Source organism: Flavobacterium sp. GCM10022190 (assembly GCF_042656445.1).
Taxonomy (GTDB): domain Bacteria; phylum Bacteroidota; class Bacteroidia; order Flavobacteriales; family Flavobacteriaceae; genus Flavobacterium; species Flavobacterium nitratireducens.
This window is the reverse complement of sequence record NZ_JBHSOQ010000001.1, coordinates 381,208-406,519: the sequence shown is the minus strand read 5'-3', so window position 1 is coordinate 406,519 and position 25,312 is coordinate 381,208. Positions and strand designations below refer to the sequence as shown.

12 protein-coding genes are annotated in these 25,312 nt (G+C 33.7%); all 12 read left to right on the top strand.

Annotation, left to right across the window (positions count from 1 at the left end):
• Window positions 1–58 precede the first annotated feature (58 nt).
• The 12 genes from mtgA to ACFPTQ_RS01730 all read left to right on the top strand — a co-directional run bounded on the left by mtgA (window position 59) and on the right by ACFPTQ_RS01730 (window position 25,210).
• Window positions 59–802, top strand: a complete 744-nt coding sequence (gene mtgA, locus ACFPTQ_RS01785) for a monofunctional biosynthetic peptidoglycan transglycosylase (RefSeq protein ID WP_379773107.1) — start codon at window positions 59–61, stop codon at window positions 800–802.
• The gene (locus ACFPTQ_RS01780) at window positions 802–1,749 is read left to right on the top strand and encodes a lipid A deacylase LpxR family protein (protein ID WP_379773104.1); all 948 of its coding nucleotides are present in this window, start codon (window positions 802–804) and stop codon (window positions 1,747–1,749) included. The genes mtgA and ACFPTQ_RS01780 overlap by 1 nt, the downstream gene beginning before the upstream one ends.
• Window positions 1,750–1,891: 142 nt before the next feature.
• Window positions 1,892–3,535 carry a DUF6377 domain-containing protein gene (locus tag ACFPTQ_RS01775; RefSeq protein WP_379773102.1) on the top strand — a complete coding sequence of 548 codons (1,644 nt, stop codon included), beginning with the start codon at window positions 1,892–1,894 and terminating at the stop codon, window positions 3,533–3,535.
• A 251-nt stretch (window positions 3,536–3,786) separates the two neighbouring features.
• Complete coding sequence (locus ACFPTQ_RS01770) at window positions 3,787–5,898, top strand: glycoside hydrolase family 97 protein (protein WP_379773099.1); 2,112 nt, start codon at window positions 3,787–3,789, stop codon at window positions 5,896–5,898.
• A gap of 795 nt (window positions 5,899–6,693) precedes the next feature.
• Window positions 6,694–9,675: a SusC/RagA family TonB-linked outer membrane protein gene (locus tag ACFPTQ_RS01765; protein ID WP_379773096.1), complete on the top strand. Its 2,982-nt coding sequence runs from the start codon at window positions 6,694–6,696 to the stop codon at window positions 9,673–9,675.
• A 31-nt stretch (window positions 9,676–9,706) separates the two neighbouring features.
• A complete protein-coding gene (locus ACFPTQ_RS01760; RefSeq protein ID WP_379773094.1) occupies window positions 9,707–11,320 on the top strand; it encodes a RagB/SusD family nutrient uptake outer membrane protein in 1,614 nt (537 codons plus the stop codon).
• Between the two features lie 15 nt (window positions 11,321–11,335).
• Window positions 11,336–12,454 carry a SusE domain-containing protein gene (locus tag ACFPTQ_RS01755; RefSeq protein ID WP_379773091.1) on the top strand — a complete coding sequence of 373 codons (1,119 nt, stop codon included), beginning with the start codon at window positions 11,336–11,338 and terminating at the stop codon, window positions 12,452–12,454.
• Between the two features lie 54 nt (window positions 12,455–12,508).
• Window positions 12,509–15,841 (top strand): alpha-amylase family glycosyl hydrolase, encoded by a 3,333-nt coding sequence (locus ACFPTQ_RS01750; protein ID WP_379773089.1) that lies wholly within the window; start codon window positions 12,509–12,511, stop codon window positions 15,839–15,841.
• 1 nt (window position 15,842) lies between these two features.
• On the top strand, window positions 15,843–16,541 hold the full coding sequence (locus ACFPTQ_RS01745) for a hypothetical protein (protein ID WP_379773086.1): 699 nt from the start codon (window positions 15,843–15,845) through the stop codon (window positions 16,539–16,541).
• 25 nt (window positions 16,542–16,566) lie between these two features.
• A complete protein-coding gene (locus tag ACFPTQ_RS01740; protein WP_379773083.1) occupies window positions 16,567–18,444 on the top strand; it encodes a glycoside hydrolase family 13 protein in 1,878 nt (625 codons plus the stop codon).
• A 170-nt stretch (window positions 18,445–18,614) separates the two neighbouring features.
• Window positions 18,615–22,613, top strand: a complete 3,999-nt coding sequence (locus ACFPTQ_RS01735) for an ATP-binding protein (protein WP_379773080.1) — start codon at window positions 18,615–18,617, stop codon at window positions 22,611–22,613.
• A gap of 107 nt (window positions 22,614–22,720) precedes the next feature.
• Window positions 22,721–25,210 (top strand): TIM-barrel domain-containing protein, encoded by a 2,490-nt coding sequence (locus tag ACFPTQ_RS01730; RefSeq protein ID WP_379773077.1) that lies wholly within the window; start codon window positions 22,721–22,723, stop codon window positions 25,208–25,210.
• The last annotated feature ends 102 nt before the right edge of the window (window positions 25,211–25,312 follow it).

Genomic DNA, 25,312 nt, shown 5'->3' with positions numbered 1-25,312 from the left:
ATATTTTAATAACTGGAACAATTTTTTTTACTTTTATAAAAAATTTGATTTATTATAAATGGCGACAAAAGTCACTTCAAAATCCAATTCAAAAAAGCCTGTAAAAAAGGGTACCACTAGTATTATGACACGATTGAGAGTTTTTATATTTAAATGTATTTTATGGTTTGTGGGGCTTTCCCTTTTTCTAGTGGTGTTGTTCAAGTTTGTTCCAGTTCCTTTTACTCCTTTGATGCTTATACGTGCTATAGAGAACAAAGTGGCAGGAAAACCTGTTTATCTCAATCACGATTGGGAACCTCTAGAAAATATTTCGGTAAATTTACAAAAGGCGGTTATTGCGAGTGAAGATGGTTTGTTTGTTCATCATAATGGTTTTGATTTTAAAGCCATGCAAAAAGCATACAAGAATAACGAAAGAGGTCGAAGAATAAAGGGAGGAAGTACGATATCGCAGCAAACGGCAAAAAATGTTTTTTTATGGCAAGGCAGAAGTTATTTGCGAAAAGGGCTCGAAGCTTATTTTACTGTTTTGATTGAGTTAATTTGGGGTAAGGAGCGAATTATGGAGGTTTACTTAAACAGTATTGAAATGGGCGACGGAATTTATGGTGCCCAAGCAGCAGCACAATATTGGTACCGAAAGGATGCAGCTAATTTAACCAGAAAACAAGCAGCTGGAATAGCTGCAATATTACCTAATCCTAGAAAGTTTACAGCAACAAGTTCTTCCTCATATATTAATAGACGCAAAGACAAAATTATGCGTGTAATGAGAACAGTTGGAAAAATTGAATATTAATGCGATTGAATCGATTTCTTTTTATTTATTTTTTTCTTTTGTTGTCGATCCGGTTAACGGGTCAAAATGCTACTGTTGAATTGGGTCTAATTACAGATAATGATTTGTACACTTCTTCAAAGAACGATCAATATTATACTAACGGACTTCAACTATTTTATAGGTATCTGTCTAAAAAGGAAAATCCGTCACTCATAAAAAAAGTAAATGAGTTTCGAATAGGGCAATTTATGTACATGCCCAGAAAAATTTATGTTAATGAAGAAGAAAAGTTTGACAGGCCTTTTGCAGGTTATCTTTTTGGAGAATATGGGAATTCGCTATTTTATGCTAATCAATCTGTTTTAAAAAAATATGTCCAAATAGGTTTTATAGGTCCTAATTCTTTTGCTGATCGAGTTCAATCCAGTACACATAAATTATTTCATTATACTTCTTTTGAAGAATGGGATTATCAAATTAAAAATGATTTAGGAATCCAGCTGTACGGGATGTATTCAAAGCCAATTTTGCATGCAATCCAAAACAATACTTTTGATTTTAATTGGCAATCCGAGGCTAAAATCGGTACCGTATTTAACTCCCTTTCAACAGCTGTTGTTGCTAGAATTGGATTTAAAAAATTGTTGCCAATTTCTGATTCCAATTTTTACGGTGCTTCCATAAGTAAGGATAAGAGTTTAAATGAAACAGAGTTTTATTTTTACATGGCACCTTCGTTCAATATTCAGTTTTACGATGCAACAATTCAAGGCGGCCTTTTTAATAATGATAGTCCAGTAACTTTTGATATTAAGCCTTTTCGATTTAATGGTGAGGCTGGTTTAAGATACCGAAAAAACAATTGGAATCTATCCTATGCTTTTGTCTATAGAGGAAAAGAAGTGAAATTTTATAGAAACATAGGCTATTTTTATGGATCTATTATGCTGTCTTATCTTTTTTAAGTTCTATTTATTGTAAAATAAATTTTTAAAAATAAAGGATTAGTTTTATTATTCAGAAATGATTTTTGATCTTTAAAAATGCATTTATGAATAAAATATTTAATAAATTAGTTCTGATAAACTCAAATCTAAACTTATTACAATGTGTAAATTCTGGACGGTAATCCTTATTGTTTTTTCTCCATTCTTTTTGTATTCTCAAGTTGAAATTGACTCATTGTTAAATGAATTAGATACTACAATTGATAAGAGCGAATTGTATCATAAAAGAAAAGAAGTTGAAATTAATAAATTAAGAAGTTTATTAAAACTAACCACTTCAAATGTACATAAGTATGAAATTTACGAGAAATTGTATAATCAATATAGAGCGTATCAATCGGATTCGGCTTTAAACTATGCCCGAAAAAGTCTTGTAGTCGCTAATACATTAAAAGATTTAACAAAGATTAATACCTCAAAGCTTAATTTATCCTCTATTATGGGGACATTAGGTATGTATAAGGAGGCAACGGAAATACTAACTAATTTAGATATTAGTTCAACTCCTGAAATCAAAAGTTTTTATTATGGGGTAAATAGTTCAGTTTATCTCTACATGTCTGAATATGCTGCTTCTAAGCAGGAAAAAGACAAATATGTGCAGTTAACCAAGCAATTTCGCGATTCTATTTTTAAATATGATCCGGTTAATTCAGGTTCATACATTATAACTCAGTCTAATAAACTTTTTCAACAAGGAAAATATGATGAAATGCTTCGCGATTTGGAGTCTTATTTTCCAAAAATGAATAATAATAATCCTGATAAAGCCGTTGTGGCTTATATCATTTCTGAGACTTACCAGCGAAAAAAAGATTTTGATCAGGAAAAAAAATGGCTTATCATTTCGGCAATACATGATTTACAGTTAGAAAAGAAAGAATATATCTCCCTTCGTTCACTAGCATTTATTATGTATAAAGAAGGAGATATTGATAGGGCATATAAGTATATCAAACGTTCTTTAGAAGATGCTCTTTTTTGCAATGCACGTTTGCGAACGTATGAAATATCGCGAATGCTCCCTATTATTAATGAAGCTTATCAAAAACAAAACGACACCAATAACAAACAATTAATTGTCTTTTTAGTTAGTGCAAGTATATTATCATTGTTCTTGATGGTTGTGCTGGTGCTGTTATTTAAACAAATGAAAAAATTGTCTAAAGCCAAAAAAGAAATCAGTTTAGCTAATGCTCAGTTTTTAGAATTAAATAAAGAATTGAACAGTTTTAATGAAAAATTGAATGAAACTAATATTACACTTCAAGAAGCTAATTTAGTGAAGGAAATATATATTGGTCGTTATATGGATCAATGTTCGGTTTATATTAGAAAGTTGGATGAATACCGACGCAAGTTGAATGTCATTGTTTCTAGTGGTAAAACCGTCGAATTAGTTAAAGCAGTAAAATCAAAAGAATTTATTGACATCGAGTTAAAAGAATTCTATCATAATTTTGACAAAACTTTTTTATTGCTTTTTCCAAATTTTATTGAGGAATTTAGCAGTTTGCTATCGGATACTGACGATATTAAATTGAAACATGGAGAGTTAATGAATACCGAATTAAGAATCTTTGCGTTGATTCGTTTAGGAATATCGGATAGTGTTAAAATTGCTGAATTTTTACGATACTCTTTGTCTACTATTTACAATTACCGCACAAAATTACGAAATAAAGCTTTGGGGCCTCGAGATGAATTTGAAGCCAATGTAATGCAAATTGGAACTAACAAATAAGAAATACTTCTTTAATGTAAGAAAGCCTAAATATTGTTTTACCAATATTTAGGTTTTTTTTATGCTACAGTATAACTACTTTTTTATTTTTTAAATATAAAATAAAATACTGTAAATCAATTGTTTATATTTTTTATTTATTGTCTTTAACTACCAATTTTAGTTACAAAAATAAACAAGAATGAAATCAATATAATTTTGGTTAGCTAAGATTTATCAAAGCATAGTATTAATTATTAACTCAACCAAAAATGAAAAAATTATTTTTATTAATCCTGCTTAGTGTTGCTTTCAATACTACAGTAGCACAACAGCTAAAATCTCCCAATCAAAAATTACAGATGGAGTTTTCATTATTAAAAGATGGAACTCCAAGTTATAGTTTGAATTACAAAGGCAAGCCTGTAATTAAGTCGAGTAAATTGGGATTAGAGCTAAAAAATGATGAAAAATCATTATTGAATAGTTTTGCCATTGTAGATACAAAGACTAGTACTTTTGATGAAGTTTGGAAACCAGTTTGGGGTGAAGTGGCTAGTATTCGTAATCATTATAATGAATTGGCAGTGACTTTAAACCAGGATGGAACTAATAGACAAATGATTATCCGATTTCGTTTATTTGACGAAGGTTTAGGATTTCGCTATGAATTCCCGTTACAAAAGAACCTAACTTATTTTGTAATCAAAGAAGAGAAAAGTCAGTTTGCCATGAATGGTGACCACACTGCTTTTTGGATTCCTGGAGATTATGATACTCAGGAGTACGATTACACGACTTCAAAATTATCTGAAATTAGAGGTTTAACCGAAAAAGCGATGACAGCTAATGTATCACAACAATCATTTTCGCCTACTGGGGTACAAACTGCTTTGATGATGAAAACTGCCGATGGATTGTATATCAATTTACACGAAGCAGCATTAATTAATTATTCTTGTATGCATCTAAATCTTGATGATAAAAACATGATTTTTGAATCATGGTTAACACCAGATGCAAAAGGAGATAAGGGCTATATGCAAGCACCTTGTAAAACTCCTTGGCGTACTATTATGGTTAGCGACGATGCTAGAGAAATATTAGCTTCTAAGATGACTTTAAATCTTAATGACCCTTGTAAAATTGAAGATACTTCGTGGATAAAACCTGTAAAATATATTGGAGTTTGGTGGGAAATGATCACCGGAAAAAGTACTTGGGCTTATACTGATGAATATCCAACAGTTGAATTAGGAGTAACTGATTTTTCCAAAGCAAAACCAAATGGTAAACACGGTGCTAATACCGCTAATGTAAAAAAATATATTGATTTTGCTGCCGCAAATGGATTTGACGCTGTTCTTGTTGAAGGTTGGAATGAAGGCTGGGAAGATTGGTTTGGGCATTCTAAAGATTATGTTTTTGATTTCGTTACACCTTATCCTGATTTTGATGTAAAAGGAATACATGAATATGCAAAATCTAAAGGGATTAAAATGATCATGCATCATGAAACATCAGGCTCTACCCGTAATTATGAACGTCATATGGATAAAGCCTATCAGTTCATGAAAGACAATGGTTATGATGCTGTAAAAAGTGGTTATGTTGGGCCAATACTTCCACGTGGTGAAAATCATTATAACCAATGGATTGTAAATCATTACCAATATGCTATAGAAAAAGCAGCTGAATATAAAATTATGGTCAATGCACATGAGGCCATTCGTCCAACAGGGATTTGTAGAACCTATCCGAATTTAATCGGAAATGAATCGGCTAGAGGTACAGAATATCAAGCATTTGGAGGGTCTAAACCTAATCACGTTACCATTCTTCCTTTTACTCGTTTAATTGGTGGGCCAATGGATTATACTCCTGGAATTTTTGAAATGGATATTAGCAAACTTAATCCTGAAAACACTTCTCACTTAAACAGTACGTTGGCTAATCAATTAGCATTGTATCTTACAATGTATAGCCCTTTACAAATGGCGGCCGATTTACCTGAGAATTACAACCGTTTTCAAGATGCTTTTCAATTTATTAAAGACGTGGCAGTAGATTGGAGTGATAGCCGATATTTAGAAGCTGAACCAGGAGAATATATTACTGTTGCCAGAAAAGCTAAGGGGACTAATAATTGGTTTGTTGGTAATGTAAATGGCGAAACTGCTCGTACATCTACCATAAGTTTTGATTTCCTTGAAAAAGGTAAAAAATATGAAGCTACTATTTATGCTGATGCAAAAAATGCTCATTACAAAACAAATCCACAGGCGTACACAATTCGAAAAATGAACGTGACTAATAAAACGAAGTTGACCCAATTGTCAGTTCCTGCAGGAGGATACGCAATTAGTATAATCGAAAAACAGTAATTAATAAAGTAGAATAGTAGTTGGTTAATATTGTGAAGGTTGCTATAGTCTGACTATAGTGGTTCAAGAGGCTATCTCATTTTTGTGAGATAGCCTCTTTTTTTTGTCCATATTAAGTCAACTTACTATTTTTTTCTTAAGTAAATTTTAGTATCAACTGTAAATTATATGTAAAGCAGTTAGTGATTCAGTCATTGTATTTGGATAATAAGGCTTTTATTATTTCAATTTTCAACTGTTTTTCAATTTAAAAAATAGTTTAATAGCAATACTAATGAAAAGCTGATTTAAATGCGAAATGAATCCTTTTTTGAGCCTTTATTACGCTGTTAAAACCTTGTTTTTTTGTTTTTTTTGACATAAAAGAGGCTTGATACTCAGTGAAATAATTTTTTCAAAATATTTTTTAATTTCATCTTTTTTCGTAATTTAATTTATGTTTTGTGTAAAATAAATTAATAATAATTGTGAATTATACAATTATGGTAGTTTTGAAGCTGTGATTTACAATTCGTTTAAAAAATGCATGAAAACCCGTTTTTTTCACTACAAAGTCACTACTTTTTTTTTAAACAATAAAATATTTAATTAATTGAAAATCAGTATTTTAAAATCAATAATAGAGCATGTTTAACTACATTTTTATTGTTGTTAAAATGAAGGGGGTTTAATCGATATAATTTTACAATATCAAAATCAGGGAATTGTTTTTTTGAACAATGTTTTTAATGCCTATTCTGATAACGTAAAACCAAAAATTAATTAACAACCAAAACCAACAAAATTATGGTACAAATGAAAAAAAGTATGTTTTACATTTTACTTTTATGTAATATACTATTTATTATGCCAAATGTAGTTGCACAAACTACAGCAAAAAAGATTAGCGGCGTTGTCGTGGATCAAAATGGCTTGCCTTTAATAGGTGCAAGTGTTCTTATCAAAGGAACAAATATTGGAACTATTACAGATATCGATGGTGCTTTTGCTTTACCAGCTCAAGAAAAATCATCCACAATTGTTGTATCGTTTATTGGGTATACTGCAAAAGAAGTAGCAGCCAATGATCAAAAACTTCGAGTAATACTTATAGAAGATTCTAATGAATTGAAAGAAGTAGTGGTACAAGTGGGTTATGGTACGGTAAAGAAGAAAGATGCTACTGGTTCTGTTTCTCAAATTTCTGCTAAAGAATTCAACAAAGGTCAAAACGTAACTCCAGAAAGTTTGATTAGTGGTCGTATTTCAGGGGTAAATGTAACTGGAGGAGGTGCTCCAGGAGCTAAAGCTGATATTCGTATTCGTGGAGGTTCTTCTTTAAATGCTTCGAATGATCCATTGATTATTTTAGATGGATTACCATTAAGCAATGCTGTGCCAGCAGGTTCTACAAGTATTTTATCTACCATTGACCCTAATGATATTGAGTCATTTACAGTGCTTAAAGATGCTTCGGCAGCCGCAATCTATGGTTCTCGAGCTGCTAATGGGGTAATTGTAATTACAACTAAAAAAGGCGCAAAAGGTGGTGTAAAAGTAAATTTTAGTTCACAAGTAGGAGTAAATACTGTGGCAAACACTGTAGATGTATTAAGCGCTGACCAATACCGTGCTTTAGTGAATGAAAAAGGGTCTGATGCTCAAAAAGCACTTTTAGGAAATGCTAATACCAATTGGCAAGACGAAATTTTCCATACAGCTTTAACAACTAATAATAATATATCACTTAGTGGAGCATTGTTTAATAAATTACCTATTCGTTTATCAGTTGGTAATGTATCAAACCCAGGTATTCTGAGAAACACAAATTTTGAAAGAACAACTACCTCTTTGTCTTTGAATCCAGTATTATTTGACAATCATTTAAAAATTGACATTAGCGGAAATTTATCTTTTGGTAAAAGTCAATTTCAGGATGAAGATGCTGTAATTGGTAGTGCTATCGGTTTTGATCCTACACAATCTGTTTATGCTGCGGGTTCGCGTTATGGTGGCTATTTTGAGTGGTTAGAACCTAATGGAAACTTACCATTATTACCAGCTAGAAACCCTGTTGCCAGATTAAACCAAGATGATAGAAGAGCAACATCTACTAGAAAATGGGGTAATATTAAATTAGATTATAAATTCCATTTCTTTGAAGATTTACGTTTTATTACTGAAGCGGGTATTGACCGTTTTGACAGTAGTGGATTCACAAGAGTAAGTACAGAAAGTGCATTAGGATTTCAGCCTAATTCATTTACATCTGGAAATTGGGTGAATTTAGGAAATTTATCTACTTATACAGATGCCTTACAAAATAAGAACTTGAACTCTTATTTTAATTATACTAAAGATTTTGGAAAAATTAAAGTTGATGCTACAGCAGGTTATAACTATCAATTGTTTCAAAAAGAAAAATACGAATCTGGAGAAACAACGCAACCTAATCCAAATGAAGATGTTACTACTGACCCAGATATTAACTTACAATCTTATTTTGGACGTTTAAATTTAGGATATGATAGCCGTTACTTATTGACTTTAAATTACAGAAGAGACGGAACTTCTCGCTTTTCTGAAGCAAATAGATGGGGAAATTTTGCGGGAGCGGCTTTTGCTTGGAATCTTAATGAAGAATCTTTTTTAAGAGACAGTAAAACTATTTCAACCTTAAAATTACGTTTAGGTTACGGAACTACAGGGCAACAAGATATATCTGCTTCTTATGATTATTTGACAAGAGTAACTTTAGGTTCTATTAATACTCAATATGTTTTTGGCGGAGTAGTTTATTCTACCGCTCGACCAGAAGGATACAATCAAAATATCAAATGGGAAGAGTTATCGGAAGCTAATTTAGGTTTGGATTTTGGATTTTTGGGTAATAGTATCACAGGTTCCCTTAACTATTTTGAGAAAAAATCAAGTGATTTATTAGCCGATGTATTAGTACCAGATGGAGCTAATTTAAGAAACCAAGGATTTAACAATATTGGTAATTTAAGAACTAAAGGAATTGAATTTAATATTCAATCGGATATTATTAAAAACGATAACCTGACTTGGAATGTAGCTTTCAATACTACATACATCGATCAAAAAATCACCAATTTAGGACAAACAGTACCAGGTTTTACGGGCTATTCTGTAGGTGATATCAAAGGAGGTAGTGGTAATAAAATCCAAATCAACTCTGTAGGTTATGCACCAAACTCATTCTTTGTTTACGAACAATTATATGATGCTAATCAAAAACCAATTCCAGGTGCTTATGTGGATAGAAACAACGATGGTAATTTAGATGATAGTGATCGTTTTAGATTCAATAAAGCTGCACCAGATTATAATTTTGGATTATTTTCAAGTTTGAACTACAAGAAATTTGATTTTGTTATGAACTGGAGAGCCAGTTTAGGGAACTATATTTTTGATAACGTAAGTTCGGATAAAGGCTATTTAATGGCTGGATTGAGAAGAGATTCTGATTTAGCAAATGTTAGTTCTGATTATTTAAATACGGGTTTTGTTTTTGAAGATAATGGTACACAACGTTACTTGTCTAATTACTTTGTTAAAGATGCTTCTTTTATCAAATTAGATAACATAGTTGTTGGATATACTTTTGATAAAGCATTATTAAAAACAGTTAACCTACGATTTTCAGCAGGAATTCAAAATGTATTTACTATTACCAAATACGACGGATTAGATCCTGAAAAGTTTAACGGTATTGATGGTAACATTTATCCACGCGCAAGAACTTTCTTGTTTGGTGTAAATGCAAATTTCTAATAGCTAATTAACAAATCAAAAATTAAACAAAATGAAAGTATCATTTAAATATATATCTATTTTATTCCTATTTGTTGTAGGAATGAATATGTCACTAGTATCGTGTACAAACGATTTAGATGTGACCCCTAAAGATGACGATGAGTATTTGTCAGAAGCGTTTTTCAAAGATCAGGATTCGTATAAACAAGTTTTGGCCAAACTATATGCAGGTTTGTATGTGGGAGGTAATGATGGTGATGGAAAAGCGGATATTGCAGGTATTGGTGGAGATTTTAGTAGTTATTTGCGTTTACTTTTTGTAACCCAAGAATTTACAACTGATGAAGCTATTATTGCATGGGCAGATGGAACTTTACCTACATTAAATACCCAAACATGGTCTCCAAATAATGAATTTTTGTATGGAACTTATTCCAGAGCTTTTTATCAAATCAGTTTGGCTAATGAATTTTTAAGACAAACTACCGATGAAAAATTAAATACACGCGGCGTAGATGCTAGTTTAAAATCGGATATCGCTGAATTTAGAGCTGAAGCTCGTTTTTTAAGAGCGTTTTCGTATGCTAATTTGATGGATATTTTCGGTAATGTGCCTATTACAACTGAGGATGATCCGGTAGGTTTCTTTTATCCTGAGCAAAAAACCAGAGCCGAAGTTTTTGCTTATGTAGAAAAAGAATTGAAAGAATTAGACAATAGTTTAGTTGCCTCTAGAGCAAATGAATACGGAAGAGTTGATAAAACAGCAGCTAAATTTTTATTAGCTAAAATTTATTTGAATGCTAAAGTATATACAGGAACGGAAAGATATTCTGAGGCGGCTGCTTTATGTACAGATATCATCAATAATTCAGGTTATACTTTTGCTAATGTTCCTTACCGCTATTTGTTTTCGGCAGATAATAACAGAAATGGCGCACAATCAGAATTTATTTTCCCAGTAGTAAGTGATGGAAATGCCATTAGAGCAACTGGAGGAGGAATGAGTTTTATATTGCACGCTTCTATTGGTGGTTCTATGGACGCTGCTCAATATGGTATGAACGGTGGTTGGTATGGTATTAGAACCCGAAGAGAATTTGTGGCACTTTTTCCTGATGCTACTGCTACGGGTGACAAGAGAGGAACATTCTATACAGATGGTCAAACTTTAGATATTGCAAATATTGGAACATTTACAAATGGATATGCGGTAACTAAATTTACTAACGTTAATTCAGATGGTTCAGCGGCACAACGTAATGATATTCCAGATACTGATTTTCCAATGTTTCGTTTATCGGATGCCATGTTAATGTATGCTGAGTGTGCTGTTAGAGGTGCTTCAGGTGCAAACATGACAACAGCTGTAGGATATATAAACCAATTAAGAAACAGAGCGCAAGCGGCTACAATTACTTCGAACGAAATGAGTCTTGATTTCATTTTAGACGAAAGAGCACGCGAATTATTCTGGGAATGCCACAGAAGAACTGATTTAATTCGTTTTGGAAAATTCACAGGAGCTGATAAGATTTGGCAATGGAAAGGTGGAACCGAAAACGGAACTGCTACAGCTTCTTTTAGAGATTTAATGCCTATTCCTGCTAAAACTATTCAGGCAAATCCAACTTTGAAACAAAACCCAGAATATTCAAACTAATCATTACAATTCAAGATGAAAAATATATATAAAATAGTAATCGTCTTTGTAAGCGTTTTGTTTTTATCATGCGACGCTGATGCGGTAGATAATAGACCCGTTTTAGATAATATTGCAGGTCCAGAGATGAGCCTTCCTGCTACAGGAAAAACATTTGTTCTTACTGAAGCAGATGCTACAAAAGAAGCACAAAAATTCACCTGGTCTTCAGCTGATTATACTTATAATGTAGTTGTAAATTACACTTTAATGATGGATAAAAAAGGAGGTGACTTTTCTAATCCACAAATACTAGCAACGACGACTAGTGTAGCCGAAGCTTCAGTTTCAGTTAAAAGTTTAAATCAAGCAGCCATTGCATTAGGAGCAGTTCCTGGAACAGCTTCTCAATACGATGTAAAAATAAAATGCAATGTAACAGGCGACGAAATTATTGTAAGTAATAATACGATTACCATTACAGTTACTGCTTATTCAGGACTTGTTCCTTATCCATTTACCGATTGGTATTTAGTAGGGGATGCAACCGTTTCTGGATGGGACAACAACAAAGGTAACCAACCATTATTTAGAAGTGGATCCAATTCAAAATTGTATAAATTCACCGGTTATTTTAAAGCAGGTTATTTCAAAGCAATTTCAAAATTAGGTAGTTGGGCACCTATGTATGGTATGGGTGATAGTGGAGCTATTGTTTACAGAGGAACGGATGCTGATAATGATCCTAATAGTTTTAATATTCCTAATGAAGGTTATTACACCTTTACTATGGATGTACAAAATATGAGTTATACGCTAGTTCCATATAATGCTTCGGCCGCAACGACTTATCCTACAGTTGGATTAATTGGTTCATCAAGAACAGGTTCCGGTGCAGGTTGGGATGAAGATACAGATATGGTACAATCTTCTTTTGATCCACATATTTGGACATTAACCATTAGTCTTTTTGATGGAGAAGCGAAGTTCAGAGCTAATAATAGTTGGGATGTAAACTGGGGTGGTGATTCTGCATTTTCTGCTTTCCCAGCTAATGGAACTAGTAGTGGTAATATTCCAGTATCTAAATCCAAATACAAAGTTTATTTTAACGATTTAGATGGAAGTTACTTGATGATTCCAAATCAACAATAAGAAATCAAAAAAAGGCTATCATCCGATAGCCTTTTTTTCCCTAAACTTATAATCATGAAAAAAGCACTACTTTTTATATGTAGTTTTTTTTCAATCATAGCTTTTGCTCAACAGCAAACGGTTACCTATTCCGTAAGTCCTGCTATTTTTGAAGAAACTACAGCAATCACTATTACCATAAACGGAAATAGTATTAACGAATCTTCTTGGGGTGTCACTGGAAATGCGCTGTATATGTGGGCTTGGGCTTTCGGTTTGGATGATACTACTTCCAAAGGGACTCCTGATAATGGAACTTGGGAAGCCTCGTCCGAAGCAAGTAAATTTACTTATAATGCCGCTACCGATACCTATACAAAAACCATAACGCCGGCTACTTATTATAATGCTACAGCATTGGGTAAAATTGGGTTTTTAATAAAAGCCAAAAACGGAACCGGAGATAAAAAATCGCAGGATATTTTTGCAGAAGTGGGCGGTTTTCAAATAACACTCACTGCTCCTGCAGAAAATAGCACCACAGTTTTAACTTCGGGATCTAATTTTACCGTTTCGGCAACAAATACAGGAGGAAATGCTTCTTATGTATTAAAAGCCAATGGGGTTATTTTAAACGCTAATGCAAATACAGCTTCTTTTTCTTATACTCATTCAGGAATAACAACTAATCAAAATTATGAATTGCAAGTGACTCAGGGAGTGACTGTTCTTACCAAGAAATTCACAGTTATTATCAATCCTAATGTTATTTCACAGTCAATCCCATCTGGTTTAGAGGATGGGATTAATTACAATGCTACCGATTTGACTAAGGCAACATTAGTTTTGAATGCACCGGGGAAAGACTTTGTGTATGTCGCTGGAAGTTTTAATAATTGGCAACCTACTTCGGCTTATGCCATGAAAAAAGACCCAACAACGGGAAAATTTTGGTTGGAATTAACCGGGCTTACTTCCGGAACGAATTATACCTACCAATATTGGGTGGTTGATCAAACACCTTTGGCGAATTCACCTGTAATGGTCAAAACAGCTGATCCGTATTCTACTTTAGTGCTTTCTCCTTATGATGATGCTGGGATTCCAAGTACCACTTATCCAAATATGCCAGTATATCCTTCGGGACAAAATTATGAAGTAACGGTTTTAAAAACAGGGCAAACGGCTTACAATTGGCAAGTGACTAATTTTACAAAACCGGAAAAGGAAAAATTAGTAGTATACGAAGTTTTAGTTCGTGATTTTGATTCCCATCGTAATTTTCAGGATTTAATTAATCGCATCGATTATTTTAAAAAATTAAAAATCAATGCTATCGAATTAATGCCGGTTATGGAATTTGAAGGGAACGAAAGTTGGGGTTACAATACCTCTTTTCATATGGCATTGGATAAGTTTTACGGACCTTCGGACAAATTAAAAGAGTTTATCGATTTGTGTCACCAAAATGGAATTGCAGTTATTCTGGATGTGGCATTAAATCATGCTTTTGGTCGCAATCCTATGGTGCGTATGTGGATGAACGACCCTGATGGAGATGGTTTTGGTTCGCCTACTACCGAAAATCCTTATTTCAATACCGTTGCTAAACATACTTACAATGTTGGTGAAGATTTTAATCATCAACAAGCCTTAACGCAGTATTATGTAAAAAGAGTAATTAAACAATGGATTCAGGAATATCATATTGATGGATTTCGTTGGGATTTGACCAAAGGTTTTACTCAAAATTGTACCGCTTCTGATGAAAGTTGTACCAATGCTTACCAACAGGATCGTGTAGATGTTTTAAAATCCTATGCCGATTATTCCTGGAATTTGGATCCAACACATTACACCATTTTTGAACATCTGGGTACCGATGCCGAGGAACAACAATGGGCTAATTATCGAATTGCTGAATCGCCAAGTAAAGGAATTATGTTATGGGGGAAAATGACTAATGAGTACAACGAATTGTCAATGGGGTATGCCTCAAATATTGCCCGAATGAACAGCAGTAGCAGAGGTTTTAGTAAAAACCGCTTGATAGGATTTGCCGAAAGTCATGACGAAGAACGTTTGATGTATAAAAACATTCAATTTGGGAATTCGGCTAACACTGCTCATAATGTTAAAAATTTAAATACAGCTTTGTCTCGAATGTCGGCTATTGGAGCGGTTTCCTTGTTGGTTCCGGGGCCAAAAATGATTTGGCATTTTGGAGAATTAGGATATGAAAATTCAATTTATAGTTGTACAGATGGAACAGTAAATACCGAATCGGATGTTACTTCAGGCGATTGTAAATTGGCTACCAAGCCTCAACCACAATGGACAAATAATTGGTTAGCCAATGACAATCGCTCTAAAATTTATTCGGATTGGGCGAAAATGATTAAGCTTAAAACCGAAGAACCCGTTTTCTTAGGGACGGCAACGATAAATAGTGCTAGTTCGCTAACAAAAACAATTAAAATTACCGATGCCACTTTGCCAACAACTAGTCTGAAAGATGTGGTAATTTTGAGCAATTTTGATGTGACTACCCAAAATGTTGCAACCGGATTTCCTTATTCAGGCGAATGGTACAATTTGATGGATAATTCGGTGTGGAATGTAACTAATGTCAATGACCCAATTGCCATTCCGGCTGGTCAATATCGAATTTACGGGAACAAACCTGCATTTGCTGCTACTGTTCCTTTTGTTTTGCCTTCGGATAATTTTACGGTTGAGGCTAAATCAGAAACTTGTGCCAATAAAAAAAATGGGCAAATTAGTATCACTGCGCTTCAATCTTATAATTATGTTGCCAACATCAATGGAACTAATTACAATTTTGTAAATAATAATTTGACGGTTTCCAATTTGGCTCCGGGTAGTTATCCGGTTTGTATAAGCATTACAGGAAAAACATTCGAACAATGCTTTACAATTACCATCAATGCTGGAGGAACTTTAGTTGGAAAATCGACCCTTTCTTCGAATAAATTGGCAATAGAAATAGCCGAAGGAACAGCGCCTTATCAGGTGGAGTTGAATGGGGTTACTCAATTTGAAACTAACGAATCTATTTTTTCAGTTGAGGTTCAAAAAGGAGATGTTTTAGTTGTAAAAACAGCAGTTCCATGCGAGGGAATCTATACACAAAACATTGCAGATAATTTGGGTAATGTGCTAGCTTATCCTAATCCGGTTCAGGAGGTTTTGACCATTGCAGTTCCTACTTCTAAAAATGAAGTCAACATTGCTTTGTATTCCATTGGTGGACAATTAATTTCTAATAAAATTTATCCAGTAGTAAATCAAATGGTGCAAATGAATTTAGGGAAATTGGCTTCGGCAGTTTATATCGCCAAAGTTGAAGTAGAAAATCCTGTAAGTATAACTATTATAAAAGAATAACATGAGAAAGAATATTTATTTTATTGTAATAGCTTCCTGCTTGTTGATTTCTTGTGGTGGTGGAGATTCATCGCCTAACGAAGAAGCCAAAAACACCGCCCCAACAGTACCTACATTAGTTACGCCAGCGAATAATCAATTGTGTATTACTAACAATCTTAATTTTGAGTGGAATGCTTCAACTGATAACGAAAAAAATCCGATTACCTATCAAATTCAAATAGCAACCGATAATCAATTTTCACAAATTGTAAAAACAGCCGAAGGAACATCGAATTTTCAAAGCCTGACAGTAAATAAAGGAGTAGCTTATTATTGGAGAGTAAAAGCAACTGACAGCAAGAATGCTTCAAGTAATTATTCGGCTACCTTTAGTTTTTATACCGAGGCCGAAGCCGTGGCTAACCATGCTCCATTTTTACCTCAAATGGTGCAGCCTGAACTCAACTCTTTTGTAAACACAACTACTGTAACTCTTAAATGGACCGCATCCGATGTTGATACTAGTGACGTGCTGGTTTATGATGTTTATTTTGGAACAACAGCTATACCAACTACAAAAGTGGCAAGTAATATATCCACTACTTCATGGACAAGTTCTACTTTACAAGCAGCTACCAATTATTACTGGAAAGTAGTGGTTAAGGATAACAAAGGGGGGGAGACTATAGGTCAGGTTTGGAATTTTAAGACCAATTAAATTTTTCAATTTTTGAATAAGTGATATGAATCCAATAAGAAAAATAAAGGCATTTTTGAAATGGAGCTTCCTGTTTTGTTGTTTTATTTCTATAAAAAGTATAGGGCAAATTCAACGAGTAGAACCTCCATTTTGGTACGCCGGCATGAAAAATCCCGAACTTCAAATTGTATTTTATGGCAAAAATATAGCAGAAAATGAAGTTTCGGTTTCTGATGCGGTTACTATTAAATCAGTTGAAAAAACAGAGAATCCCAATTATGTTTTTGTAACAATCGATACCAAAGATCTTGCTGCTCAAGAATTATTATTTTCTTTTTCGAAAAATAATAAAGTGGTTTTTACTCAAAAATACAGTCTAAAACAGCGTAGAGAAAATTCGGCTTTACGCAAAAGTTTTGATGCTTCTGATATGATTTATTTGATTATGCCAGATCGTTTTGCCAACGGCAATCCAACCAATGACAATCAAAAATCATTAGCTGAAAAAGCAGACAGAAGCAATTCTTCAGGAAGGCATGGTGGCGATATTGAAGGGATTATTCAGCATTTGGATTACATTCAGGAATTAGGAGTTACCACACTTTGGTCAACACCTCTTTGCGAAGATAATGATCCTCAAGGTTCCTACCATGGTTATGGACAATCCGATGTTTACAAGATAGATCCACGTTTTGGAACGAATGAAGAGTACTTGAAATTATCTTCTGAGTTGCATCAAAGAAAAATGAAATTGGTTATGGATTATGTGACTAATCATTGGGGAGCGGCTCATTGGATGATAAAAGATTTACCTACTTATGATTGGATTCATCAATTTCCGGGTTATGCACAAACGAATTATAGAATGACTACCCAATTTGATATTCATGCTTCCCAAAAGGATGCAAAATTATGTGCCAATGGCTGGTTTGTACAATCCATGCCCGATTTGAATCAGTCGAATTCTTTGGTATTGAATTATTTGATTCAAAATGCTATTTGGTGGATTGAATATGCCGATTTAGATGGATTTCGTGTAGATACTTATTCCTATAATGATAAAGAAGGAATTTCTAAATGGACCAAAGCCATTACTGATGAATATCCTAATTTTAATATCGTAGGTGAAGTATGGATGCAAGATCAGGCACAAATGGCCTATTGGCAAAAAGATAGTAAAGTAGCTGCTATTCAAAATTATAATTCCCATTTACCTAGTGTCATGGATTTTACATTAATGAATGCTTTAGCTACTGTTTTTGATGAAAATCAATCTAGTTGGGATAAAGGAATTATAAAAGTCTATGATAATTTTACCAATGATTTTTTGTACCCTAATACGAATAACATTATGACTTTTGTTGAAAATCATGATACGCAACGGTTTAACGAAATTTACAAAAAGGATTTCAAAAAACACCAAATGGCAATGACAATGCTGGCTACTTTGCGCGGTATTCCGCAGTTGTATTATGGTTCCGAAATTGGCATGGCTGGAAATAAAAATGAGGGTGATGGTGCGATACGTTTGGATTTTCCAGGAGGTTGGAAAGGGGATATTACTAATGCTTTTACTAAAAACGGACGAACACCTGAGCAACAACAATTTTTCGATTTTACCGCTAAACTGTTCCACTGGCGAAAAACGAATGAAGCGCTACATTTTGGAAAAATGACGCATTATGTGCCAGAAGATAATGTATATGTTTATTTTAGATATACGGATACAAAAAAAGTGATGGTGGTAGTTAATAATAATTCGTCTTCAAAAACAATTGATCCTAAACGTTTTCAGGAAAATATAAATGAGTTGAAGTTTGGGAAAGAGGTGTTTTCTGGTAAAATCATCAGTTTAGAAGATACAATAACAATCGAAGGGCAATCAGTTTTAGTAATGGAATTAGACCTTAAAAGCGAATAATTTATACATTTTGTAAAGGCGGTTTGCTTCTTTTTTTGGTTCTAATATCTAAAAAGGGGAATCAAAATTTGGTATTCTTTGATATTATGAGGTTAAATTTACTTTGAGAGTACTACATTTTTTGTAGATTCGTTGTAAATCACATCCATTGTGGTTCGTATGACCAAATTATGAGTAGCAATTTTCGTGTATATATTTTACTGCTAACTTTTTTTTGTTGTTGTGTATCGCTTTTTTCACAGCCATCTTTAGTGTTTTCACCAATTGATAGCAAAGAAGGGCTTTCGGACAACAGGGTTCGCACTATTTTACAGCTTCATGACGGAAGAATGCTTATAACCACCGAAGGAGTGACCAATATTTATGACGGAAATACATTTAAATATTTACATCTTAGCGCTAATTCGATAGTACCTCTTACTACCTATTCTGGTTTTCATCATGGTTATGTAGACAATAATTATGTTTGGATAAAGGACAATGGGAAGTTGATGTTAATCGACGTAAAACAGGAACATTTTGTTCAAAATCCCAAAAGAGTATTAGCTTCCAAAGGAATTCAGGAACCAATAGCCGATTTTTTTATGGATTCTTATCGGAACTATTGGGTGCTAACCGCCAGCGATAAGTTATTGTATAAAAAGGCCCAAAATGGCAAAATGACTGTTTTTCTTCAGCATGTATCGATCACTAATGGAAGAAAAAATCAGCTCTATGATGTTGCTGTAATAAACAAACAGCTTTTTTTGTTTTACAAAGATGGATTGATGGTTTGCTATGATTTGGCTTCTGCCAAAGAGTTATACAGGACGAATGCCCTAACCAAAAAGAATCCTGAAAAATACCAGAATACACTTTTAGTTGTACCGTCAAAACATTTTTTATATCAAATCCGTAATGGGAGTAGTGGTATTATGCAGGTTTATGATGCTCAAAAAAAGACTTTTGTAACCTTACTCCAAACGGATTATTGGCTCAATACAGTTTCGGTTGATAATAAAGAAAATTTATGGGTAAGTTGTGCCAAAGGCTTGTGGTTTATCGATAAAACCGGAAAAGAAAAGTATCTGATAAGCTCTTTTAAAGTGGTTGATGGTGCCCAAATTCATACCGAAGCCAGTACACTTTATAATGATTCACAAGGAGGACTATGGATAGGGACTTATAATCATGGTTTACTGTATTATCATCCGGATCGTTTTAAATTTAAAAATATTGGGAAAAGCTTTTTTAATATCCAATCCAAAGATATTAATGTTAACTGTTTTGTCGAGACTACAGCTGGACAAATAATTGTAGGAACCAAAAATGGTTTATACAACTACAATTCTAAAGATTCTAAACTGTCACTCCTGCCGGGATTGCCTACCGATGTAGATTGTCTTTCGATGACTAAAGATATCCAAAATCGAATTTGGATATGTACTAGGAATAATGGTGTGTATTGCTGGCAAAACAATCAAATTACTTTGGCTAGAGCATTTGGAAAGGATTGTCATTTTATATTTGAAACTTTAAACGAGCACTATATTCTTGCCACCAGTCAAGGTCTAGCAGTATTAAATCCTGAGAGTGCCAAGGCGCAACCGCTGCCATTAAAGTTAAATGGAAAGTCATTAGGGTTTATTTCGCAAATGATTCCTTTTGATAAACAATCATTTATCGGGATAAGCCAAGCAGGATTGTTTGTGTATCATTTTAAGAATAATTCCATTAGTCCTGTTTCGAAGTCTCTTTTTCAAAATAGAAATCAAGGCTTCACTACATTATGTAAAGACAGCCGAGGGATAGTTTGGGTGGGTTCTCAAGATGGATTGTACGTTTGGAAACCTTCAAAAAATGAAGTTTACACCCTTTTTACAGATGATGGAATAATCAACAACAGTATTAAAGGTATAGCCGAGGATGAGCAAGGTATAATGTGGATTACCACTGCGGCTGGCGTTTCCAGAATTATGGTTGATGAGAAAGCAAAAAGGCCTCGATTTGCAATAACTAATTTTAATCACTATGATGGAGTGATTGAAAATGAATTTATTGCAAATGCAATTTATATCAGTCCAACTGCCAAGCTGTTCATGGGAGGTGTAAATGGTTTTAACGTATTGAACTTGAAAAAACCTTGGGATTTAACACGTTTGCCAAAACCACTTTTTACGGGTTTAACACTCTTTGGTAATGAAGTAAAATTAGGGAAATCCTATGATGGTAATATAATTTTGAAAAAAGCAATTGCAGCTTCCTCTCAGTTAGAATTGCGTTACAATCAAAATTTTATAAGTATTCATTTCTCTTCACTAAATTATGTAAATCCCACACAAACCTATTATCGTTATTGGTTAAAAGGAGTCGATGACAATTGGAGGGAGATAATTTCTAAAAATGGAACAGCAAGTGCTACCTATACTAATTTGGCTCCGGGTAATTATGTTCTACAAGTAAAAACAGCTAGTAACGGTAGCGCTTGGACAAATGAATATTCAGAAATTAGTATTGTGGTTCATCCTCCTTTTTGGAAAACACCATTGGCATATATGATTTATGGTATAGCGGTTTTGATGTTGCTCTATTTTTCATTGCGCTATTATAAAAAGTGGGCGACACAAAAAATAATTAGAAAAAACGAGGAAAAACTAAATCAAATGAAGTTTAGTTTTTTTACTAATATAAGTCATGAATTCCGTACTCCACTTACATTAATTATAACCCCATTAGAATCTCTTTTAAAAGAAATAAAAGAGCCAAATCTTGAATCCAGAATTCGTTTGGTTCACCGTCATGCTATTAATTTACAGCATTTGGTTAATCAGTTGTTGGATTTTAGACGTTTGGAAATTTCAGGAGAAAAATTGAATTTAACCTTTGGTGATTGGGTGGATTTTGTAAAGCAATTTGAAGATTTATTTGGCAAATTGGCACAAGAAAAACAAATAGATTTCTCGGTTCAATCGCAAGATACAGAATTACTCATGTATTTTGACAATGATAAATTATACAAAGTAATTACAAATTTACTTTCAAATGCGTTTAAGTTTACGCCAAAAGGAGGATCTGTTTTAGTAAAGCTTTCGCAAAAAGTAGAAAGTGATGCCTCAAAATGGGTTCAGTTAGAAGTTATCGATTCTGGTGTAGGAATTCCTGAAAAAGATATTCCAAACGTATTTAATCGTTTTTATCAGGTAACAACTACACAAGGTGGAAGTGGTATTGGTTTGCATCTCGTAAAAGAATATGTAACCTTACATTCGGGGGTTATTGCAGTTGAGAGTGAACCCAATAAGCGAACAGTTTTTACAATTACATTACCTCTAAATTTAATTCCTGAAGTAAAAGAGAACCCGTTTTTAACAACATCAGCTGAAGAACCTGCTGATGTTATGGTTGAAAAAAGGACGCAAGGAAGTATCCTTATCGTGGAAGACAATGAAGATTTGAGGCGTTTTTTAGTTGCCGAGTTGTCTAAAAAGTACAGTGTTTATCAAGCACCTGATGGAGAAGAAGGATTGAAAGTAGCACTATTAAAATCTCCCGAATTAATAATAAGCGATGTGATGATGCCCAAAATGGATGGTTTTGAATTATGCAAAAGGATTAAATCAAATTTGCAAACTTCACATATTCCAGTAATATTATTAACGGCTCGTTCTACAGAGGAATTCAAAATCACGGGCTATCAAGTAGGTGCTGATGAATATTTATCCAAACCTTTTAATCTGGATATTTTATTACTTCGTATAGAACAATTGATTACTCAAAAAAATCATCGTCAAACCACTTTTTCTCAAAAATTAGAAGTCAATCCTAAAGAGATAACAATCACTTCACTTGATGAACAGTTAATCGAAAAAGCACTTAATCTCTTGGAAAAAAATATGGACAATCCAGCGTATTCTGTGCAGCAATTTAGTCAGGATTTAGGAATGGACCGAACCGTATTGTATAAAAAAATGCAACACATTACAGGTCTTGCGCCTTCCGAATTTATTCGTTCCATTCGATTGAAACGCGCAGCGCAACTTTTAATGCAAGGGCAATATTCGGTTGCTGAAGTGTCCGAGAAAGTAGGTTTTAATACGCAAAAATATTTCAGCAAATATTTTAAAGAAGCCTTTGGTATGTCACCATCAAAGTATACTCAAAACGAGAAAAACCTTGATGATGAGATATAATGTTGTAAAATGCAACTAAATGTACCTATGAAAACAACATAGTGACCCTTTTTTTTGGCTAAATTAGAATAGTTTTGAATCCTATTGATTAACAAAAAATAAACCAAATGAAAAAAACAGTTCAGATGAGAAACAGCCTGTACTTAGTGTTACTGGCGTTGTTGTCTTTTTCTTCTTTAGTAGCCCAAAGTTTTCAAAAAACAATACTGGGAGTAAAAACTACAATTCAAACAATAGATGTTGAAGTTCAATTCTATAGTCCAACTATTGTTCGTGTTTTAAAATCCCCAACAGGAATTGATTTTAAAAAAGAGAGTTTGTCGGTTATTAAAAAACCACAAACGACAAAAGTAGCGGTTCAAGAAAAAGGAGGAATACTTTCGTTGAAAAGTGATAAACTAAAAGTAGCTATTGATTTAAAATCAGGTGCAATAGCTTTCGCATCGGTTAATGGTTCACCGCTTTTAAAAGAAAAAGAATCAAGTGCTAGTTTTACGGATTTTAATGATGCTGGTTCAAAAACGTATTCTATCAATCAATCCTTTACTTTGGGTAAAGAAGAAGCTATTTATGGATTAGGACAGCAACAACGTGGTGAGTTGTCCTTGCGTAACGCTAGGATTAATATGGTTCAAGGCAACTTAGATGATTATGTTCCCTTTCTTGTTTCTACAAATGGCTACGGATTGTTTTGGGATAATTATTCGCCAACCGTTTTTGAAGATAAGCCCGAAAGTGCCTCATTTAAATCAGAAGTTGGTGATTGTATCGATTATTACTTCATGCTAGGCAACACTATTGATGGTTCTATTGCTTGTATGCGAGATCTTACTGGTCAAGCACCCATGTTTCCATTATGGACATTTGGTTTTTGGCAAAGTAAAGAACGTTACAAGAGCCAAAATGAATTGGTAGGTGTAGTTAAAAAATATCGTGAGCTGGGTGTGCCACTGGACGGAATAATACAAGATTGGCAATATTGGGGAAATAATTATTTATGGAATGCAATGGAATTTCTAAATGTTGAATTTCCTAATCCTAAGAAAATGGTTGACGATATTCACAACATGAATGCTCATGTGATTATCTCTATTTGGAATTCTTTTGGACCACAAACCAAACAATTTCGCGAAATGCAACCTAAAGGGATGCTGCTAAATTTTGGTACTTGGCCGCAATCAGGATCCGAATTTTGGCCTCCAAACAGGGATTATCCATCAGGAGTTCAACCCTATGATCCTTATAACCCAGAAGCACGTAATATTTACTGGAAATATTTGAGTAAAGGTTTATTGTCTTATGGAATTGATGGTTGGTGGATGGATTCATCAGAACCGGATCATTTGGATTTTAAACCATCAGATTTTGACATAAAAACTTATTTAGGGTCTTTCCGTAAAGTGCGTAATGCGTTTCCATTAATGACTGTTGGAGGAGTTTCTTCTCATCAACGTGCTGATAGTTCAGACAAGCGTGTTTTTATTTTGACACGTTCAGCATTTGCAGGACAACAACGATATGGTGCGAATACTTGGTCGGGAGATGTGAATTCGTCATGGGAATCTTTACGAAATCAAATTCCTGCGGGTCTTAATTTTTCTATGAGTGCAATTCCGTATTGGAATTCTGATATAGGTGGTTTTTTTGCAGGTTCTTACAATCGAAATGGTGAGGGTTCAGGTTCCAAAAATCCATCATTTCAAGAATTGTATGTGCGCTGGTTACAGTTTGGAGCATTCACTCCTATGATGCGTTCTCATGGAACTGAGGTGCCTCGAGAAATATATAATTTTGGAGAAAAAGGGGAGCCTATTTATGATGCTATTGCCAAAACAATTCAGCTGCGTTATTCATTATTGCCATACATTTACTCAGCTTCATGGGATATTACCAATGCACAATCTACAATGATGCGTGCCTTGGTAATGGATTTTAAAGACAAAAAAGTAATCAACATGAACAATGAGTATCTGTTTGGTAAATCAATTTTGGTTGCACCCATTGTCAAAGCACAATATACGCCTGAAAAAAGTGTAAAGACAAACGAAGAAACAGGTTGGAATAAAAAGGATGCTAATGTTGATAATGCAACAGCAAAAGTTACTTTTACACAAAATAAATCAACAAAAGTATATTTGCCAGAAGGGACATCTTGGTTTGACTTTTGGACAAATCAGGAAATAAATGGTGGTCAAGAAATTGAAAAAACAACTACAATAGATGAGATTCCATTGTATATCAAATCAGGAAGTATTATTCCTTTTGGTCCACAAGTGCAGTACGCAACTGAAAAAAAATGGGATAATTTAGAAATTCGTGTGTATCCTGGCGCCGATGGTGAATTTACGTTGTATGAAGATGAAAATGACAATTACAACTACGAAAAAGGAGCTTATTCAACCATTACTTTCAAATGGAATGATAAAGCTAAAACACTTAGTATTGGTAAACGAAATGGAACTTTTAAAGGCATGTTAGCTTCTAGAACTTTTAATATCGTATTTGTAGATGCTAATAAAAAAGGGGGAATTGGTCCAACAAGCACTATTGATAAAAAAATAATCTACAACGGAAAAGTCACTTTAGTTAAGAAATAATTTTTTCCTAAGTTAAACGAATAATTAACTTCTCATTAGTCAAATGGAGTTGAAATTATTTTTAAATTAGCTTACTAAATTAATAATCAAAACTATTGTAAT

What these genes read in the sequence shown, in the direction of transcription:
- mtgA (WP_379773107.1), top strand. Translation starts at nt 59, where the DNA reads ATGGCGACAAAAGTCACTTCAAAATCCAATTCAAAAAAGCCTGTAAAA.
- ACFPTQ_RS01780 (WP_379773104.1), top strand. Translation starts at nt 802, where the DNA reads ATGCGATTGAATCGATTTCTTTTTATTTATTTTTTTCTTTTGTTGTCG.
- ACFPTQ_RS01775 (WP_379773102.1), top strand. Translation starts at nt 1,892, where the DNA reads ATGTGTAAATTCTGGACGGTAATCCTTATTGTTTTTTCTCCATTCTTT.
- ACFPTQ_RS01770 (WP_379773099.1), top strand. Translation starts at nt 3,787, where the DNA reads ATGAAAAAATTATTTTTATTAATCCTGCTTAGTGTTGCTTTCAATACT.
- ACFPTQ_RS01765 (WP_379773096.1), top strand. Translation starts at nt 6,694, where the DNA reads ATGAAAAAAAGTATGTTTTACATTTTACTTTTATGTAATATACTATTT.
- ACFPTQ_RS01760 (WP_379773094.1), top strand. Translation starts at nt 9,707, where the DNA reads ATGAAAGTATCATTTAAATATATATCTATTTTATTCCTATTTGTTGTA.
- ACFPTQ_RS01755 (WP_379773091.1), top strand. Translation starts at nt 11,336, where the DNA reads ATGAAAAATATATATAAAATAGTAATCGTCTTTGTAAGCGTTTTGTTT.
- ACFPTQ_RS01750 (WP_379773089.1), top strand. Translation starts at nt 12,509, where the DNA reads ATGAAAAAAGCACTACTTTTTATATGTAGTTTTTTTTCAATCATAGCT.
- ACFPTQ_RS01745 (WP_379773086.1), top strand. Translation starts at nt 15,843, where the DNA reads ATGAGAAAGAATATTTATTTTATTGTAATAGCTTCCTGCTTGTTGATT.
- ACFPTQ_RS01740 (WP_379773083.1), top strand. Translation starts at nt 16,567, where the DNA reads ATGAATCCAATAAGAAAAATAAAGGCATTTTTGAAATGGAGCTTCCTG.
- ACFPTQ_RS01735 (WP_379773080.1), top strand. Translation starts at nt 18,615, where the DNA reads ATGAGTAGCAATTTTCGTGTATATATTTTACTGCTAACTTTTTTTTGT.
- ACFPTQ_RS01730 (WP_379773077.1), top strand. Translation starts at nt 22,721, where the DNA reads ATGAAAAAAACAGTTCAGATGAGAAACAGCCTGTACTTAGTGTTACTG.